Raw genomic sequence first — 15918 nt, forward strand, 5'->3', positions numbered from 1 at the left:
AATCAACTATACCAAATGAAGAGGTGTTTTTTCATGCCTATATTTAAAGTCTAGTACCATACTTTAACCACTCCAAACATTACACACATATAAACTCATTACATTTTTCCAGGTGCGAAAGTTGAGTAATTAGTATTAAAAATATCATATATGTTGAAATATATGTAATAGTTGATTTATATTTTTACATGGAAATGATTACAGCCAAAAGAATGTACCACTTCTGTCATGTTTTTTACCAGCGATTGCCACGGATTTACCACTTGTTTCCAATGTGTTTACCAATGGGGTAATTTCGAGAAACTGCATTTACAACGTTAAGGATTTAGAAAGATAAAAAAAAAGATCCATTCACAAACCGTTTAAAAATAATTGCTTCGAGCAATTGAGGATTCGATCCACAAACATAATATTCCGCACCACAACCTCCACGAACACTGTCTGTAATACCTCCTGTTAGTGTCTCAATAACCGGAACTTCCTTAACTGTCGGTTCTGGAACCACTGACACTTCTTGTTCGACTTTCTGAATATGTCCAATTGCTTTCCCTTGTGCTTTATCTTTATAATGCCCTAACGCTTTTCCTTCTGCTTGTGCAGAAGAAAATCCAGTAAATAAAAGTCCAACGGATAATAAACCTGCTACTAATTTTTTCATAATGTTGTTTCCTCCCATATATATATTAATGTTAATATTTTTGTTAATGTTGATTACATTACTAATAATGCCGTGAAATTAGTTCTCTGTCAGCGCTTATTGAGCTAGTGAGTTCTTCCAATTTGGGCAAAAAAATAGAGAGGAATCATCCTCTCCCGTGCAATCTTTCATATATATAGATATAATAGAAATTGGACATAATCCGAAGTAAAAAGGCTCCCGAACTGTTGTCTTAATGTTCTGGTGGAGCAATAACCGGGTCATTGGGGGCATTTGAGTTTGTTGAAACATGAGCAGTTGCTCCTGGTGATTCAACATTGGTTGCTCCTGGGGGTTCAACACCGCCTGAAATGGAGCCTGCAAAAGATGGTATACCTTCCCCGCCTTCAGTCGGTTGAACTGCTGTTTTTAAACCTGTTATATTTTTCATCTCTGGCATGTTTTCACCTCCTTTAAAATAGTTTGCACTTTTAAATTATTTCTATTAGGGGTAGCGTCAGGAAAATGCGGATTTACAACGCTAAGGAAGTTTTTATCCATAAAAAAGCCGATTTCAAGGAATCGACTGTTGAACTAAAGCACCCGTAAGTTTAAGTGTAATCTTAAACTCTTGCACCCGTTAGTTTAAGTACAAAGTTTCACAAACTTGTTAAAAAGAAAAACGATTCTACCGAATCCCATAAGTTTAAAAGGGTTTACTTTAATTCTCCTATGAACCATACCTCTTCTTGAGTACAATGGTCATCTTCTTCTTCATTAACTTCAATTCTATATCCTTGCACATCTAATCCTTTTGGTATAATGAATCCCCATTCAGATTCGAAGTAGTCTTGATGTATTGGGATAGCTTTCCTTCCATATTTCTCTGCACTAAAGAAACCATCAAAAAAGCGTTCATATGCACTTTGGGTAGGAGGTATAAGAATTAGAGTCTGTTCTAATTCGGGAAGCCTAAAAACACAAATGACACGATACTCTTTTTCTGGATCTGTCTTTAATGAAATTAAATGCTCAGCTCTGTTAATAATCGTCTGTACAAAGAATTTTCTTACCGAATTTGGTACCTTTGGAGTATCACCAAAAAACTTATAGAAGTTAAACCAAAGATGAGAACCACCTATGGTAGTGAAAGATTCTGTATGTTCAAGAATATATCTCGAAAAGTTACGGCATCTCCTTCTTAATCCTCTAGCTTTCTGCTTTGAATAGTTATAAACATTCCACTGTTTCATATTAATAATTCCTCCAGGGGATTAGGCAATAGTTTGGTACTATATTTTCCTTTGCTAAAGGGACTAATTCCTTCTTTAGCTAAAATCCACGTTAGCTTAACAAGAAAAAAGACCGCAGCAGCGGTCATCCACTTTTGCTAAAGCACCCGTTAGCGTAAGTACCTTTTTTCACAATCTGAATGGCTAACTAAATTAAATGGGATGCTGCTAAAAGTATCCTCACCTTTTACCAATACTTTTCGTCATTCAATTCTTTAAAAGTATGGCTATAATGTTTTTTGTCAAAAAATCCTGAGTATTCGAGACCGATGCAAGGTGAAAGGTCTCCGTCTATAATGTTTGTATCAATAGAAATAAATTCTTTTAAGGAGGTGATCTCTTTAATAAAACGAATATTATCGAGGTCGCCACAATTAATTATCTTTAGAACCTCTAAATATTGAAGGCGAGCAGTAGAATCAATGTCTTGGATTTTTTTACAGGCTTCTATTTTCAACTTTGTTAAGGTGCTTTTTACGCAATCGAGTTCCCCAAGGGATTCAAGTTTATTTGCTCTATAAATTTCCATCTCAGTTAGCTTTTTTAAATGTTGTATTCCTTCTAATGAAGTGATGTTTGGTAAGTATAAATTTAACGTCTCTAATTGGCTTAGATTTGATAAACCATTCAGATTCTTACTTTTTGGTTTATACTTAGTCAACTGAAGGAACTTTAAATTATGGCACTCATTTACCCCAACTAAAAGTTTCGAGTCATTTACCTGGAGTTCCTCTAATCCTTTACAATAAGAAACGTTTAATTCCCCAATAGGTTCATCAGCATATAATCCTTTTAAATGAGGTAAAGATTTTAGCCCCGAATAATCAGTAATCTTATCATTAAAAAAATGGATCTGCTTAATACTAGGGCAATTTTTTAAAAAGTCAACATCAGATATGGAATAGTCACTGGAACTAATAAATATTTTATTAATCTTGTTATCATTGATATGAGTAATATAATCATTTATTCTGCCGTCCTCGATTGCTAAGCAGTCTAAGTTTTGATGATATTTGAAGCCTTCTTTGATTAAATACAATAGAAATCAATCCTTACACATTTTTTATTAGAAGATAGCATTAGGAGCCAATACTAATAATTCTATACACTTTTCGTTTTCACCTTCTTAAGTTAACCTGCCCGTTACTTTAAGTGTAACTTTTCACAAACAATCTTTAATCAGTATATCGACTGTTGTGTTTCCTCAACAATCTGGCCCGCAAAAAAATCCTGCATATCGTACAGGACTTGTAATCAAACTTTATTTGAAATTATCAAATTTTTGTATAAATTATCGAACTTTTTTTGCAAAGTGTTGGCATCGAGCTTGCTTAAATTCTTTACATAAGGTAATGACGTTTCTTTTCACAATATGCACAAACTAAGATGAAACTTCCATTGAGAAGGAGTCATTCCGACAAAATACGGAAACATACGTTAATTAGACTATCATAAAGAGAGGATAGTACCTAAGTTAATTTAAATTATGTTTGATTTTTATTACCAGTACTTTATTACCAGGAGGTTGTTTTTTAGGAATAAACTTATGATATTTAACATTTAAACTATTTAAGGCATCTTCAATGTAAAATTCTTGGTCGACGTCCGTTAAAGGAATCTTTAATTCACCTTTTTCTTTCAGGATAGTCAGTTCTTCTTCATACATTATCATTATGATCACCTCTTATTTCAATTCGAATTTTGCTGTCATGTTTATAAAATTACGACAAGCATCCAAATAACTCCTTGTTGTAGATCCTACAGATTATACCCGAATGGTCAATGCCAGTATTTTGAACGAAATAAATGTAACTTATTTTTTAAAAGATACATACTTTTCCCATCAAAAGACAAGTCTAATATTTTATAAGAAGTCTAACGTAACATTTTATCTATTATGTTACATTGATTCAGAGCACAAAAAAAGCTGCATATGCAACTGATTTTTTTTCAACTCAAGCACCCGATAGTTGAAGAAACTTTATTATTGATTATTCTTATACCTTATTTTTGTTTAATCAATTTTATTTCATTTTACTAATAGGCACATTGAAAACTAACAAATAAAAAATAATAATTGGAATACTAATTAAATATGCCAATAAGGGTTTTTTATGATGAAGCAATAACATTGGAAATAAAGTAATGTCCAATAATGCCGACCACCAAATATTCCATCCGTTGTCGTAATAAAATAAATCAATCACAACAAAAAAATACTCAATAGCTAAGTATAAAATAGCCCAAAGAGCAACATATATAACTTTTTTTATTTTAGAGTGTTTAGGAAAACGTGAAAGAAATATTAGAACAGAGCAAGGAAAACCTACGAATGTTACAACAAGACTATTTAATGTATGGGTGGGTAAAAAGAAATCTCCAAATGTCCATAGAGAATAATTATATGTAAGAACATCATACAATTTTAGCCTGTTTTACTTTCTTCTAAGGCATGTTGCCAACTTGGGTAGTAATACAAAGCACTCCGCATTAAATCAGGATAAAGTTGTTTTACCTCTTTTTTCTTTAGAGATTGACCTTCGCTCTGTAACTTCTGGATGTGAGTAATGACTTCCTTTGATGTGAATGGAACATTCATTCTTCATTCCTCCTTTTCCAAGTTCTCAAGATTATCTTCCCCATCGGCTCACTACTATAAACATATGGGCATATTCGTCGCCCTTATGTTTCAGCAAAGATTAATTACCCGGCTATGCTGTATAATCCAAAAATGGGAGTGATGATTATCTTAGCACGAAGTAATGAACAAAGTATGAATGAATCATTAAGGTTATTTGAGAAAACTGCCGCATGTTAGTTTAAATACCCATAGTGTAGTACAAAATAAGGACCTAATATAAATGAAAAGTCTATTTGTGGTACGGTTCTCCGTGACACATCTAAATGAGGTTTTTATAATTATGATTTCTTTCTATCAAATAGCTTTAGTACTCTTGCCAAAAGGTCACAAGCGCTGTCTACGAATATTTAAAGCTTAATATGACAGTATGGAATGTACAAAAAAAAGGCAATTGGACATTTCATTTAGAACATTCATTAATAAGCCAATCCTTCTTTAGTCATTGTTTCTTCAAGGTTTCTAAGTGCATCTTGTTCATCATTTCCTTTTGCACATATTGTAATTTCATCATCTTGCCCTACTCCTAAAGACATAACACCCATTATTGATTTTAAATTTACTTTTTTCCCTTTATATTCTAAAGTAATCTCTGAATCAAATTTACTAGCAGTTTGAACTAAAAAGGTTGCGGGTCTAGCATGAATTCCTGTTTTATCGATTATCTTAAATTGTTTTCTAGCCATGCCAATCATTCTCCTTTTAATATGTAATTTTATAAAGTGTCTCATCATTTGAATGTGGAGATAATAACCGTAAAGTCGCTTTTAGCATAAAAAGCCAGACAAAACTTTAGTCCGGCTTCTTCTTAAAGAAATAAATGGAGGAAGATTTGGCTACTTTAATTCAAGTCAAAACTAAACTACATTTCATTTAACAAATTTTATTCTAATTGTTCTCCATTAGTAGCTATAACATTTTTATACCAATTAAATGATTTTTTCCTTATGCGGCGTTTTGTCCCTCTACCCATATCGTCTTGATCCACATAAATGAAGCCATATCGTTTAGACATCTGGCCGGTACCAGCACTTACGATATCAATACAGCCCCAGCTTGTATAGCCAATTACATCGACACCATCTGTAATTGCCTTTTTAATTTGTTTTATATGGTCCCGCAAATAGGAAATTCTGTAATCGTCATTAATTAGGTCGCCTTCTTCTACAACATCTATAGCACCTAAGCCATTTTCCGCAACAATTATGGGCTTTTGATAGCGGTCATATAAATTGTTTAAAGCAGTTCGTAGGCCTTTAGGATCAACCTGCCATCCCCAGTCGCTTGATGGCAAATAAGGATTTTTAACTCCTCCAGTAAGTAAGTTTCCTTCTACTCCTTCTAACTTTTCTGGATGTGCACAGACTGCACCGGACATGTAGTAGCTAAATGACACATAGTCAACTGGATATTTTCTCATTATTTGTTCATCTTCAGGTTCTGTCCTAATTATAACGTTCTTTTCAGCTAACATTTTGGCCGTGTAAGCAGGGTAGTAGCCTTTTGCTTGAACATCACTAAAGAATAAAGAATTAATGCGCTCTTTCTCAACTGTAGCAAAAACATCATCAGGATCACAGCTGTATGGTACAAGAACCTGATAACTTATCATGCAGCCTACCTTCGCTTCCGGATTAATCTCCTTACATACTTTTGTTGCAAGCGCACTTGCAACAAATTGATGATGTGCACCTTGAAATTTTGCCTGTTCAATATTAGGGTGATTTTCCTCAATAACGCCCAAACTTACATATTGGTGATGATTCACACAATTAATTTCATTAAAAGTCATCCAGTATTTCACTCTATTTTGATATCTTTCAAAAACTGTAGTAGCATATCGAACAAAGAAATCTATTACCTTCCTGTTGACCCATCCACCATACTTTAATGCAAGATGCAACGGCATTTCATAATGAGATAATGTAACAATTGGCTCGATTCCATATTTATTTAATTCATCAAAAACACGATCATAAAATGCCAATCCTTCTTCATTTGGGTCCAATTCATCACCATTAGGAAAAATACGAGTCCAAGAAATTGACATTCGAAAAGCTTTATAACCCATTTCGGCAAACAAGGCGATGTCTTCTTTATAATGATGATAAAAGTCTACCCCATGTCTTTTTGGATAATATTTATCGCTATCAGGATTTTGAGCTTCTTCAATTTGCTTATGGGTCATTAAATGCCATTGATCTGACCAGTGTTCCTTCGGAATACTTTCATCAAAAGTATATACATCAGCGAGAGAAAGTCCCTTGCCGCCAACATTACTTCCTCCTTCTAGTTGATTTGCCGCAGTTGCCCCTCCCCATAAAAAGTTTTCTGGAAACTTTGTTTTCAGTTGAAACATGGTAAACCCTCCTGTTGAAAAATAATCATATACTTACATTCAATTATGTGAAATTTAAACAATAATTCCTTTAGGAATTCCAACTAACTTTAATAGCCAATAGATTGACAGAAAAATAATATTTTTGCTATGATATAATTGGATATTTATACACGTTACTTTCTTCAATTAATCTTTATCTCTTACAACACTAGACTAATTGCACCTCTATACTTCCGGCAATGAAGTTTACATCGAGTTGTTTTTGATTATAGTGGTGTTAATTTACTTTTAATATTTTGGATTCATCTTGATTTGTAAGTGTTGTCTGTTCTTCTTTATATTTTTGATTATCCATGATTTTAAAGAATGGAAAGTAAATAACGAATGAAGTAACAAATAAAACAAGCTGTAAGATGACTCCAGAGACACTGCCAGTCATTAGGTATCCATTAATCAGTGTTGGCGTTGTCCCAGGAGGCAATACACCAATTGGTTTCGCAACTAATCCATAATCCATAGATAAATAGGTAATTAAAACTGTTACAATTGGAGTTATGAGAAACGGAATCCACATCGTTGGATTAAATACAATTGGAAGTCCAAATAATAAAGGTTCATTGATATTAAATAGTCCAGGCCCAATGGCTAGGCGCCCCAATTGCTTCATTTGTTTACTCTTTGATAGGAACACCATAGCTAAAACAAGACCTAGCGTTGCACCTGAACCGCCGATAAATATTAGATATCTAAATTCCGCCGTAACGATATGATCAACGGGTTGCCCTGCTGCGAAAGCTGTTGCATTCTCTGATGTCAACTGTAACCAGATAGGCAATATAACGGAATTCGCTATTACAGAGCCATGTAACCCAATAGTCCACAACAAATTGATTAGGAAAAATACAATAATTGTACCAACTAAGCTTGTTCCAATATTGGTTAAGGGTTGTTGTAGAAGTTTTCCAACAATATTATGGACACTCCCGAAAGTAGTAAGATTTTCTACAAGTAAACGAATAATCCAGACGGTAATGATTGCAATAAATCCTGGAATAACTGTTGTGAAGGATTTCGCAACCGTGGGCGGAACTCCTTCTGGCATTTTGATTACAATATCCTTTTGAACGATTCTACGATAAATTTCGGTGGACAATATAGCAATAAGCAATCCTACGAATAAACCTTGACTTGAAAAATAGTTAACATTCATCGCTGTTGTAACCATTTTATCTACTGTAAATATGGTGCTAGGAGTAACAACAAAATATGAACATAATGCCACGGCCCCTGATGCTAGCGGATCCACTTTATAGCTCTCCGCTAGTCGATATCCGACACCAAACGTAGCTATTAATGCGACCAAGTTAAATGTACCATTAAATGGATAAAGTAAAGCGGTTTTGATCTTTGGATGAGCAGTTAAGTAATCTATATAGGCTGGAATTGGTAGATTGGCTAAGATTAAAAACACAGAACCTATAATAATAAAAGGGATTGTTAAAACCATTGCATCACGAAGTGCCGATAAATGCCGTTGGCTTGCTATTTTACCTGCAACAGGCATTACCTTTTCTTCTAAAAATTTTGTTATTTTATCCATTCTTTATCCCTCTCCAAAAAAAATATTTTTGCAGCATTGCTTCCTCTTTTAGTTTTTTTACTCTAGTTTTCCTTCATCAACCTTAAGTTGAAGTTTTCAAAATAGCCTTCAACGAGGTCTTTTTTGATCGCCTATATAGTTCAATCATTTCTGTAACTAGCAGTGTAATAGTATCTACACTCATCAGTTGGTCCTCTGCATGCATAAATATAAGAGAGAACTGAAGCTGCTCTCCATTAGCCTCTCTTTGTATTAAAGAAGCATGCATCTTATGTCCTTCTACAAAAAACTGTTTTGATTCTGCTAATTTTTCTTCTGCTAATTCAAATTCCCCTTCTTTTGCGGCATAAAGCGCCTCCATTACTAAGCTTTTAGCTGTGCCTACGTTACTAATAATGTTAAACGCCACTGAATAGTACTCATTTACTTCTACTGTCATCACACATCTACCTTCTTACCTTTTATTTATAAATCAAATCCCTTTGTTATTTACTTTCGATTATCTGTAATGCTTGTTCCAAAACTTTTTCACCGTTCATCATGCCGTAATACTGCATATTAATCGCTTCAACTGGAATATTCTTATCCGCTAATTTAACTTCTATTTGTTTTTGCATATATTTCACTTGAGGCCCTAATAATAAGACGTCTACTTTTTTCTCTTGCAAAGTAAATTCAATTTCAGGTGCCGATTTGGCAAAGATATCTGTTTGAATCCCTCTATCTTCAGCTGCCTTTTGCATTTTTGTCACTAATAAACTTGTACTCATTCCAGCAGCGCACACTAACATAATTGTTTTCATTTCATTTCCTCCTTAGGTTTTTCTTTTACTTAACAACTTAAGTTTAACCTTATAGCGCTTCCTTTTTAAGAGAATCTTTTTCCAAAAGCAACAGGAAACGTTTACATTCTAAATGGTCACTTAGGAATATTGGATAGGTTACACTTAGTTGGACAATAAAAATAAGGGCAAGTAGAATAATACATAACAAGTGAGGAGTGTCTACTATGACCCAAAAAAGAAGAACGTTTACAACAGATTTCAAAAAGCAGGTGGTGGCTTTATATGAAAATGGGAAAAGTCGCCAAGATATTGTCAGTGAATATGAATTAACTGCATCTGCTTTAGACAGGTGGATTACGCAATTCCAACAGTCCGGGTCTTTTAAAGAGAAAGACAATCGAAGTCCTGAAGAACAAGAATTAGTGGAGTTAAGAAAAAGAAATAAGCAGCTAGAAATGGAAGTCGATATTTTAAAGCAAGCCGCGCTGATCATGGGACGAAAATAGAAGTGATTGAAAAAAATCGTCACAAATATTCGGTATCAGCAATGTGCAAAGTCCTACAAATTGCTCGTAGTACTTTTTACTACGAAACAGAAATAGCAGCTCAAAAAGAACAAGAAAAAGCTGAACTAGAACAAAAATTAAAAGAAGAAATCCAAATGATTTTCAACAAAAACCGTCAAGTATATGGAACTCGTAAAATTAAAAATGCCCTTTTTAAAACAGGTCACACGGTCTCCAGACGGCGCATAGGTCGATTAATGGCGGAACTTGGAATGCAATCGAAATATGCACAGGCGTCCTACAAACCAATGACTTCACCACCAAATGAAGAATCCATTCAAAATGTGTTACATCGAGAATTTCATGTAGACAAAGAGATGTCTGTATTGGTCAGTGACTTGACCTATGTCAGAGTAGGACAGTATTGGAACTACGTCTGTTTTTTAATAGATTTATATAATAGAGAAATAGTTGGTTACAGCGCTGGAGAGCGCAAAGATGCAGCTTTAGTTCAGCGTGCCTTCGCATCGGTCAAACGTCCATTAGAAAATGTGAAAATATTTCATACAGATCGTGGATCTGAATTTAAGAATGTTGATATTGATGAATTATTAAATGAATTTCAGATTACACGCTCTCTAAGCCAAAAAGGGAACCCTTATGATAATGCGGTGGCAGAAGCTACATTTAAGATACTAAAAACAGAATTAATCAACGGTACGCACTTTCTTACCCTTGAACAACTCTCTCTTGAACTTTTTGATTATGTTAATTGGTACAATAATATCCGTTCGCACAGCACACTTGACTACTTAAGTCCGGTGACTTATCGAAACTTAGCCCTTAAAAAAAATGTTTGATTTAGTGTTGACATACCATATTCTGCTACCTGTGTTTCATCAGATCTTGAATGATTAAACAAAATACTCTTAGGGTAGGATTATTAGATTATAATCTCTAGTATTTCTTCCACTGTGTTTTTGGAGATAATTTGTTGGACGATCTCTTTATCCTCTATAAGGGAAATGAGTTTTTTATACATTTTATCTAGATCGGTAGTATTTCCTTCTTTAATGTTTAACAAACAAATTAACTGTACCATTTGCTTATCATCCCATCGAATCGGGCGTTTTAACGTACAAATTGTCCAGAAAGTTTCTTTAGTAACTGGTATAGATGGATGTGGAATAGCCACAAGATTACCAAAACTTGTTGGTGCCAATGCCTCTCTTTCTAAAACTAAGGATTCATAATGATCTGGTACAAGTCCTAGTTTTACTAACTCATTGCTTAAAAAATGAATGACGCTTTCCTTTGTTGCTAATTCTTTTTTCACAAATATCCTAGATGGATTTAGATAAGTATGAGTTTCATCCAGCTGTTTCGAAGTCGACAAAACGTTCCTAACTCTTTTAATATCTTCACCTTCTAAAAATGTATTTACAACAATGATGGGTATACCTACATCTTTATCGATCGGAACTGTACTGATAATAAAATCAATAGAGGATAAATCGGATTCAGCAAGTTTATAATAGCTAATCGTATTTACAACTTGTAAGTCCTGTTCAAATAAATTGATCAATCGATAATAAAGCAATTTGGCACTTCCGATACCTGAAGCACATACAAGAATCACTCTTTTTATTTTTCTAGTTTTATTTTTCATTCTTTCTAAAGCAACCCCAATATGCAAAGCGATATACGCCACTTCATGTTCCCCTACTTCTAAATTCAAATGTTCTTTAATACATTTGCTAGCTATAAGGGCTCCTTCAAATGCCGCTGGATACTTTACTTTAATTTCAGTTAATAAAGGATTTCTAATGTTCATTTTGTATCTAAGTCTGTTCATTGCAGGCCTGATATGAAGTGTTAGTGCTTGAATAAATTCAAAGTCTTCGTGAAAATCCCAGTTTAATTCATTCTGTAATCTTTTCAACATACAATGCAAAATGGATTTCACTTCATCAAACTTACTGAATTCTGACAAACTTTCATTAGGAAACAACTTTGTACCCAATAAATGAATGATTATATAATTAATCTCGGAATTAGGAAAAAGCAACCCTGTATAAGCTTCTATTTTTTTGACAATTTCTTTGGCCACAATTTTTTCCAAAGGGTAATCATCCTTAAGATTTAACAACGGTTGTTCAACCGTAAAACCTTCTTCGATTCTCTTACAAGCAATGACTATATGAATAGTAAGATTATCTAAAGCAATATCTGATATTTCAATTTTGTATTTGTTTACTTTTTCGATTATTATTTCTTTGAATTTTTTGTATACCTTTTTATCAAATAAAGGAATTTCCTCATGGGGTGAATTGTATTTTTCTTCTCTTTTGTATAAATAATTTGATAAACACATTCGTTTCATAAATTCATCACCGTCAACATACAAACCATAATGCGGTCGGTTTACCAAACTCTGATTGTACTTTGTCAGTATTTTGCGTACTTCTTTTAAATCGTTTTGTATTGTGGATTTAGATACAAACATTTCTTCTTCAATTGTCTCTAATTTAATATAGCTATTTTCTAACAAAAAACGGTTCAACAAATAAAAAATCCTATTCTCTTGTTCAGAAAAGTCAATTGTAGTATGCCTTAATTCATTATTAGATAACTCTAAGAATTTTTGATTAAACAATTCCTTATCAGTAATTGTTACTTTATGCCCTTTTCCCCGAATCAGTTCTAATTTTAGACCCAATGAGGCACTCTTCATTTGGATATCCTTTAAATCATTACGGATAGTTCGATCACTAACATTTAATTCTTTAGAAATCCATATTGCTGTGACAGGTTGATTGGTATTAGTTAAGTATAAAAGTATTTTTTTTTGCCGATTTGAAAACAATCTTATCCCTCTTTCTTTAAACACTTATTAAAAATATAAAAAGGTGCTTTGAAATGACGTACGTTAGTTTCATTTAAATTATACATTATCATATCTTCTGAGTTTTTCCTTCAATATCATCGTTCTTCATTAGTTAATCGTTTATTCATAAAATAAAAGGAAGGATGTTTGCGAGAATTTATGCATATCCAAAAAAGCAGAACACATCAAAACACGAATTAAAACAGACTCAAGTGAAGATCATTCACTTGGATCTATTTTCGCTTGTCGCATTGTGCTATTAAGGGACAAACTATTTCCACTTAAAATAACTTGGTTTATTATTTCTTGTAAAGGGGGTAATTTTGGTAAGTGTATATAAGTTCATTAATACTTTAATAATAGACATTGTACGCTAAAAGATAAAAACCTCATTTACTTATGATACGGTTCACCACTATTTATTCTAAACTAATATATCTCTTAAACTTAACAAAAAAATTCTCCCTCTATTAATAGGTTGTTCATTGATTAACCCATAAAAACGCATTCGTTATTTCGAATGTTGTAATATGATTGGACAAAAAAATTCATTTTTATAGGAGGTTAACAATGAAGATAAGTGAGCAAGAACTTCCCAAGGAATGGGTAGAGTTAGTAAAAGATGCAATGATATCAAATGTAAGTAAAGAAAAATTCAAGAAATTCTTAAAAGACGAAAAAAAGATAAGGGAAAACAAGAATTAACGGGCTACGGTTGAGAGGGAAAATCCAGAAACACAAAATAAATAAAAAATAGCAACAAAAATTGTAATTTTCTATTTTTACCCGTTATTCTTTCACCAGATTCGCTAATTCGTTAACCTTCAATTTCAAAACTTGATATTTCCTCTCGGTATCTATGTATTCTTTTTTCCAATATCTCATCTCACTAGATGAATTTTCGGCTAAAAAGATATTGATCGGAACTCCCAATGCTTTTGCGATTGTATCTAAGGCACCCAGTGAAACTCTTTTCTTTCCCTTATCGTTAAGCGACAATATCCAGTCATTGTGGCTAATTCATCCTGATCCAAACCCTTAATAATACGTAATTTCTTAATATTTTGTCCTACCATCCTATAAATCGGATTCTGCAAGTCTTCTTCTATGCTTATCTTTTCTTTCATTACTTAATCCTCTCTCCGTATGCCTTCCGGTTTAAATTAATGAGTGCTGCCTGGATTGCTTTCTTTCTATTGTTCCGATGCTCTCCTTCTCCAACATAATCTCTGTATTTAGGTTTATCCTCACAAAGTAAAGCACTGACTTTTATCAATCCGGGGAAGTAAAACACATCTAATTCAACCAGATCACCATGCTCATTATAGAATGACCACGAAACCCCATCGAATGGGATATTTTCCATACTGTATCAACTCCTTCCCTTTGAGTATAAGGCACGGGTTATTCCAGGTATCTCGACAAATTAGTGAACGTTTTAATTAAAAGGAGTTTTTCGTCTTTAACGAAACCTTTAAAACGAGTAAAGCGTGATCTTTTTTTGAATGGCTCCAGAAGGAAGGATTACATTCTTAATAGAATTATAGAAAGAAAACAATATTCCAAAGGAGAAGAATATGAGAATTAAACCCTCTAAGGTTCATAAACCTGAATTTAAAAAAGGGTATTGTCCTCCCTTTGAAATGAATCGAATGAAATGGACGTTTCACTCTTATGACGCAGACCCATTCCCTTCTGTTCCGCATGGGCACAGCGTTAATTCTTCACATAAGTTACAAGTTCATACCGGAGATATTTACAAAGGGAAAGTGGTATGTGGGAAAATCACAAAAAAAGAATACAAAAGGCTTTGGGATGATCCGAATTTTATTAAATATGTTAAAATAGCCGAACAACACTACGAGAACGAGAAAAAGAACACTATTCGTAGAGCCAGAGTAAGGCACAAATGGAGAATTCCCAGTCGCGCCCGCCCTCTTTTTACTGTTACTACCGAAGTAGAAATATTCGACCCCGAATAAGAATAATAAAATAAGGTCTGCCCTATTACAGACGGACCTTTAATATTTAACTAACTGTATTCGTATTTACTGGTTCGGGGGAATTATACTTAAGAAATCTTTGTATTTTAGTTTGGGGCCTTTGAAATTTTTTCTTAATTATTGGCAACTTTTGTATATCACTGAAACTAAAAAGGTACGTTTCAGAATCATCCTGGTTTATGTCTTGATGTGGATCTTTTGAACAGATACATACCTCTGGATTCATCATCTTATGGATATAAACGTCCCCTGTACCTGGTATGTGTACTTTATATTTAAAGTGATATTTAGCAAAAACCGGTACAATTATAGTCGTAAACATACTTACAAACATAAGTCCAAAAATAAACCAGGCAATTCCTAATCCTAATACATAATTCCAGTCTGTCGTTTCATATTTTTTTCCCCTAAACATTAATGACCACATAAAATAAAGATCAGCTGCCAAAACCCCGATGAATGCAGACAAACTGATTAATCTATAAAGACCCAGTTTTATAAGCTGCTCTTGAGTTAAAAAAGCTTGTTCCAATTCAGACTTTGATAATAATGCTTTCACACCTACTAATAAACCTATTCCAGCCCCTATTAATGAAAAAATTTTGCTCATTATCGTTCTCCTTATTGCGATTATCATAATTTGTGCACTTAAATTAATATAATAAACCCCTTCTTTTGTTAAAAAAGTCCATACGTAAGAAGAATTCTGAAATATAAGTGGAATTAATATTATGCAAGTGTTATGTGAGCAACCGTGGCCACATGGTATACAGCGTAGGTGGGGCTGATACTCAACGGGAGCTTAAATGCTCTATTTTTTTTGCTGAAAAAATCTACTTTAAATTTGAAGAATACCTCATTCTCGGTTCCATACTCAGCGTATTCGAGTCGTTAATTATTAGTGATGTTAAAACAAAAAAGCCCCCATAAAAGAAAAGAGGCTTAAATAGTTGAGACACCTTTATAGTTTTCAATCATTTTTTCTAACTGCATTTCATCAGTAGAGATTACATACTTTGACTCCCACAGGCTGCTTCCATGATCTGTTTTAGATTCAGGAAATTCCTTATACAAAAACCTTGCCGATCCACCCTTAAGCGCTTTGGTATGTCAACACTAAATCAAACATTTTTTTTAAGGGCTAAGTTTCGATAAGTCACCGGACTTAAGTAGTCAAGTGTGCTGTGCGAACGGATATTATTGTACCAATTAACATAATCAAAAAGTTC

At 33.5% G+C, this 15918-nt stretch carries 20 protein-coding genes and 1 pseudogene; 3 read left to right on the forward strand and 18 right to left on the reverse strand.

Annotation, left to right across the window (positions count from 1 at the left end; all coding sequences use genetic code 11):
* Positions 1-325 precede the first annotated feature (325 nt).
* From M3226_RS30590 to M3226_RS30640, 12 genes are all read right to left on the reverse strand, one after another.
* Entirely contained in the window at positions 326-658 is a 333-nt protein-coding gene (locus M3226_RS30590; RefSeq protein ID WP_251573177.1) for a hypothetical protein, read from the reverse strand.
* A gap of 232 nt (positions 659-890) precedes the next feature.
* Entirely contained in the window at positions 891-1097 is a 207-nt protein-coding gene (locus M3226_RS30595) for a hypothetical protein (protein WP_251573179.1), read from the reverse strand.
* 256 nt (positions 1098-1353) lie between these two features.
* Positions 1354-1890 (reverse strand): DUF3916 domain-containing protein, encoded by a 537-nt coding sequence (locus M3226_RS30600; protein WP_251573181.1) that lies wholly within the window; start codon positions 1888-1890, stop codon positions 1354-1356.
* A 226-nt stretch (positions 1891-2116) separates the two neighbouring features.
* Complete coding sequence (locus tag M3226_RS30605; protein WP_251573183.1) at positions 2117-2968, reverse strand: hypothetical protein; 852 nt, start codon at positions 2966-2968, stop codon at positions 2117-2119.
* A gap of 435 nt (positions 2969-3403) precedes the next feature.
* A complete protein-coding gene (locus M3226_RS30610; protein WP_251573185.1) occupies positions 3404-3601 on the reverse strand; it encodes a hypothetical protein in 198 nt (65 codons plus the stop codon).
* Positions 3602-3953: 352 nt separating this feature from the next.
* Positions 3954-4352, reverse strand: coding sequence for a CBO0543 family protein (locus tag M3226_RS32910; protein ID WP_374110709.1), 399 nt, complete (start codon positions 4350-4352; stop codon positions 3954-3956).
* A 2-nt stretch (positions 4353-4354) separates the two neighbouring features.
* Entirely contained in the window at positions 4355-4528 is a 174-nt protein-coding gene (locus tag M3226_RS30615; protein ID WP_251573187.1) for a hypothetical protein, read from the reverse strand.
* Between the two features lie 458 nt (positions 4529-4986).
* A complete protein-coding gene (locus tag M3226_RS30620; protein WP_251573190.1) occupies positions 4987-5253 on the reverse strand; it encodes a phosphocarrier protein HPr in 267 nt (88 codons plus the stop codon).
* A 197-nt stretch (positions 5254-5450) separates the two neighbouring features.
* Positions 5451-6926 carry a glycoside hydrolase family 1 protein gene (locus M3226_RS30625; protein ID WP_251573191.1) on the reverse strand — a complete coding sequence of 492 codons (1476 nt, stop codon included), beginning with the start codon at positions 6924-6926 and terminating at the stop codon, positions 5451-5453.
* 259 nt (positions 6927-7185) lie between these two features.
* The gene (gene celB / locus M3226_RS30630; RefSeq protein ID WP_251573194.1) at positions 7186-8508 is read right to left on the reverse strand and encodes a PTS cellobiose transporter subunit IIC; all 1323 of its coding nucleotides are present in this window, start codon (positions 8506-8508) and stop codon (positions 7186-7188) included.
* Between the two features lie 82 nt (positions 8509-8590).
* Complete coding sequence (locus M3226_RS30635) at positions 8591-8947, reverse strand: PTS lactose/cellobiose transporter subunit IIA (protein WP_251573213.1); 357 nt, start codon at positions 8945-8947, stop codon at positions 8591-8593.
* Between the two features lie 46 nt (positions 8948-8993).
* Positions 8994-9311 (reverse strand): PTS sugar transporter subunit IIB, encoded by a 318-nt coding sequence (locus M3226_RS30640; protein WP_251573196.1) that lies wholly within the window; start codon positions 9309-9311, stop codon positions 8994-8996.
* Between the two features lie 206 nt (positions 9312-9517).
* Here M3226_RS30640 and M3226_RS30645 point away from each other — a divergent pair.
* A protein-coding gene (locus M3226_RS30645) for an IS3 family transposase (protein WP_251573198.1) occupies positions 9518-10659 on the forward strand; the annotation gives its coding sequence in 2 pieces (ribosomal slippage) (positions 9518-9764 and positions 9764-10659; 1143 coding nt in all).
* A gap of 83 nt (positions 10660-10742) precedes the next feature.
* On the opposite strand, the gene M3226_RS30650 is transcribed toward M3226_RS30645, so the two are convergent.
* Complete coding sequence (locus tag M3226_RS30650) at positions 10743-12665, reverse strand: BglG family transcription antiterminator (RefSeq protein WP_251573200.1); 1923 nt, start codon at positions 12663-12665, stop codon at positions 10743-10745.
* Between the two features lie 591 nt (positions 12666-13256).
* Between M3226_RS30650 and sinI the strand changes: the two genes are divergently transcribed.
* Positions 13257-13391 (forward strand): DNA-binding anti-repressor SinI, encoded by a 135-nt coding sequence (gene sinI / locus M3226_RS30655; protein ID WP_251573202.1) that lies wholly within the window; start codon positions 13257-13259, stop codon positions 13389-13391.
* Between the two features lie 245 nt (positions 13392-13636).
* Here the strand turns inward: sinI and M3226_RS30660 are convergent, their stop codons facing one another.
* Positions 13637-13813 (reverse strand): hypothetical protein, encoded by a 177-nt coding sequence (locus tag M3226_RS30660; protein ID WP_251573204.1) that lies wholly within the window; start codon positions 13811-13813, stop codon positions 13637-13639.
* Positions 13813-14052, reverse strand: coding sequence for a hypothetical protein (locus tag M3226_RS30665; RefSeq protein WP_251573206.1), 240 nt, complete (start codon positions 14050-14052; stop codon positions 13813-13815). The genes M3226_RS30660 and M3226_RS30665 overlap by 1 nt, the downstream gene beginning before the upstream one ends.
* 211 nt (positions 14053-14263) lie before the next feature.
* Between M3226_RS30665 and M3226_RS30670 the strand changes: the two genes are divergently transcribed.
* A complete protein-coding gene (locus M3226_RS30670; protein WP_251573207.1) occupies positions 14264-14668 on the forward strand; it encodes a hypothetical protein in 405 nt (134 codons plus the stop codon).
* Between the two features lie 46 nt (positions 14669-14714).
* On the opposite strand, the gene M3226_RS30675 is transcribed toward M3226_RS30670, so the two are convergent.
* The 3 genes and pseudogenes from M3226_RS30675 to M3226_RS30685 all read right to left on the reverse strand — a co-directional run.
* Complete coding sequence (locus M3226_RS30675) at positions 14715-15299, reverse strand: hypothetical protein (protein WP_251573209.1); 585 nt, start codon at positions 15297-15299, stop codon at positions 14715-14717.
* 332 nt (positions 15300-15631) lie between these two features.
* Positions 15632-15781, reverse strand: a pseudogene (locus M3226_RS30680) (hypothetical protein); the annotation flags it as partial.
* 29 nt (positions 15782-15810) lie between these two features.
* Positions 15811-15918: IS3 family transposase (locus tag M3226_RS30685; protein WP_251573215.1), on the reverse strand; the 108-nt coding region annotated here is incomplete at its 5' end.

Source organism: Neobacillus cucumis (assembly GCF_023715505.1).

Coding starts and splice junctions, on each gene's coding strand:
- M3226_RS30590 (WP_251573177.1), bottom strand. CDS start 658: ATGAAAAAATTAGTAGCAGGTTTATTATCCGTTGGACTTTTATTTACT.
- M3226_RS30595 (WP_251573179.1), bottom strand. CDS start 1,097: ATGCCAGAGATGAAAAATATAACAGGTTTAAAAACAGCAGTTCAACCG.
- M3226_RS30600 (WP_251573181.1), bottom strand. CDS start 1,890: ATGAAACAGTGGAATGTTTATAACTATTCAAAGCAGAAAGCTAGAGGA.
- M3226_RS30610 (WP_251573185.1), bottom strand. CDS start 3,601: ATGATAATGTATGAAGAAGAACTGACTATCCTGAAAGAAAAAGGTGAA.
- M3226_RS30615 (WP_251573187.1), bottom strand. CDS start 4,528: ATGAATGTTCCATTCACATCAAAGGAAGTCATTACTCACATCCAGAAG.
- M3226_RS30620 (WP_251573190.1), bottom strand. CDS start 5,253: ATGGCTAGAAAACAATTTAAGATAATCGATAAAACAGGAATTCATGCT.
- M3226_RS30625 (WP_251573191.1), bottom strand. CDS start 6,926: ATGTTTCAACTGAAAACAAAGTTTCCAGAAAACTTTTTATGGGGAGGG.
- celB (WP_251573194.1), bottom strand. CDS start 8,508: ATGGATAAAATAACAAAATTTTTAGAAGAAAAGGTAATGCCTGTTGCA.
- M3226_RS30635 (WP_251573213.1), bottom strand. CDS start 8,947: ATGACAGTAGAAGTAAATGAGTACTATTCAGTGGCGTTTAACATTATT.
- M3226_RS30640 (WP_251573196.1), bottom strand. CDS start 9,311: ATGAAAACAATTATGTTAGTGTGCGCTGCTGGAATGAGTACAAGTTTA.
- sinI (WP_251573202.1), top strand. CDS start 13,257: ATGAAGATAAGTGAGCAAGAACTTCCCAAGGAATGGGTAGAGTTAGTA.
- M3226_RS30660 (WP_251573204.1), bottom strand. CDS start 13,813: ATGAAAGAAAAGATAAGCATAGAAGAAGACTTGCAGAATCCGATTTAT.
- M3226_RS30665 (WP_251573206.1), bottom strand. CDS start 14,052: ATGGAAAATATCCCATTCGATGGGGTTTCGTGGTCATTCTATAATGAG.
- M3226_RS30670 (WP_251573207.1), top strand. CDS start 14,264: ATGAGAATTAAACCCTCTAAGGTTCATAAACCTGAATTTAAAAAAGGG.
- M3226_RS30675 (WP_251573209.1), bottom strand. CDS start 15,299: ATGAGCAAAATTTTTTCATTAATAGGGGCTGGAATAGGTTTATTAGTA.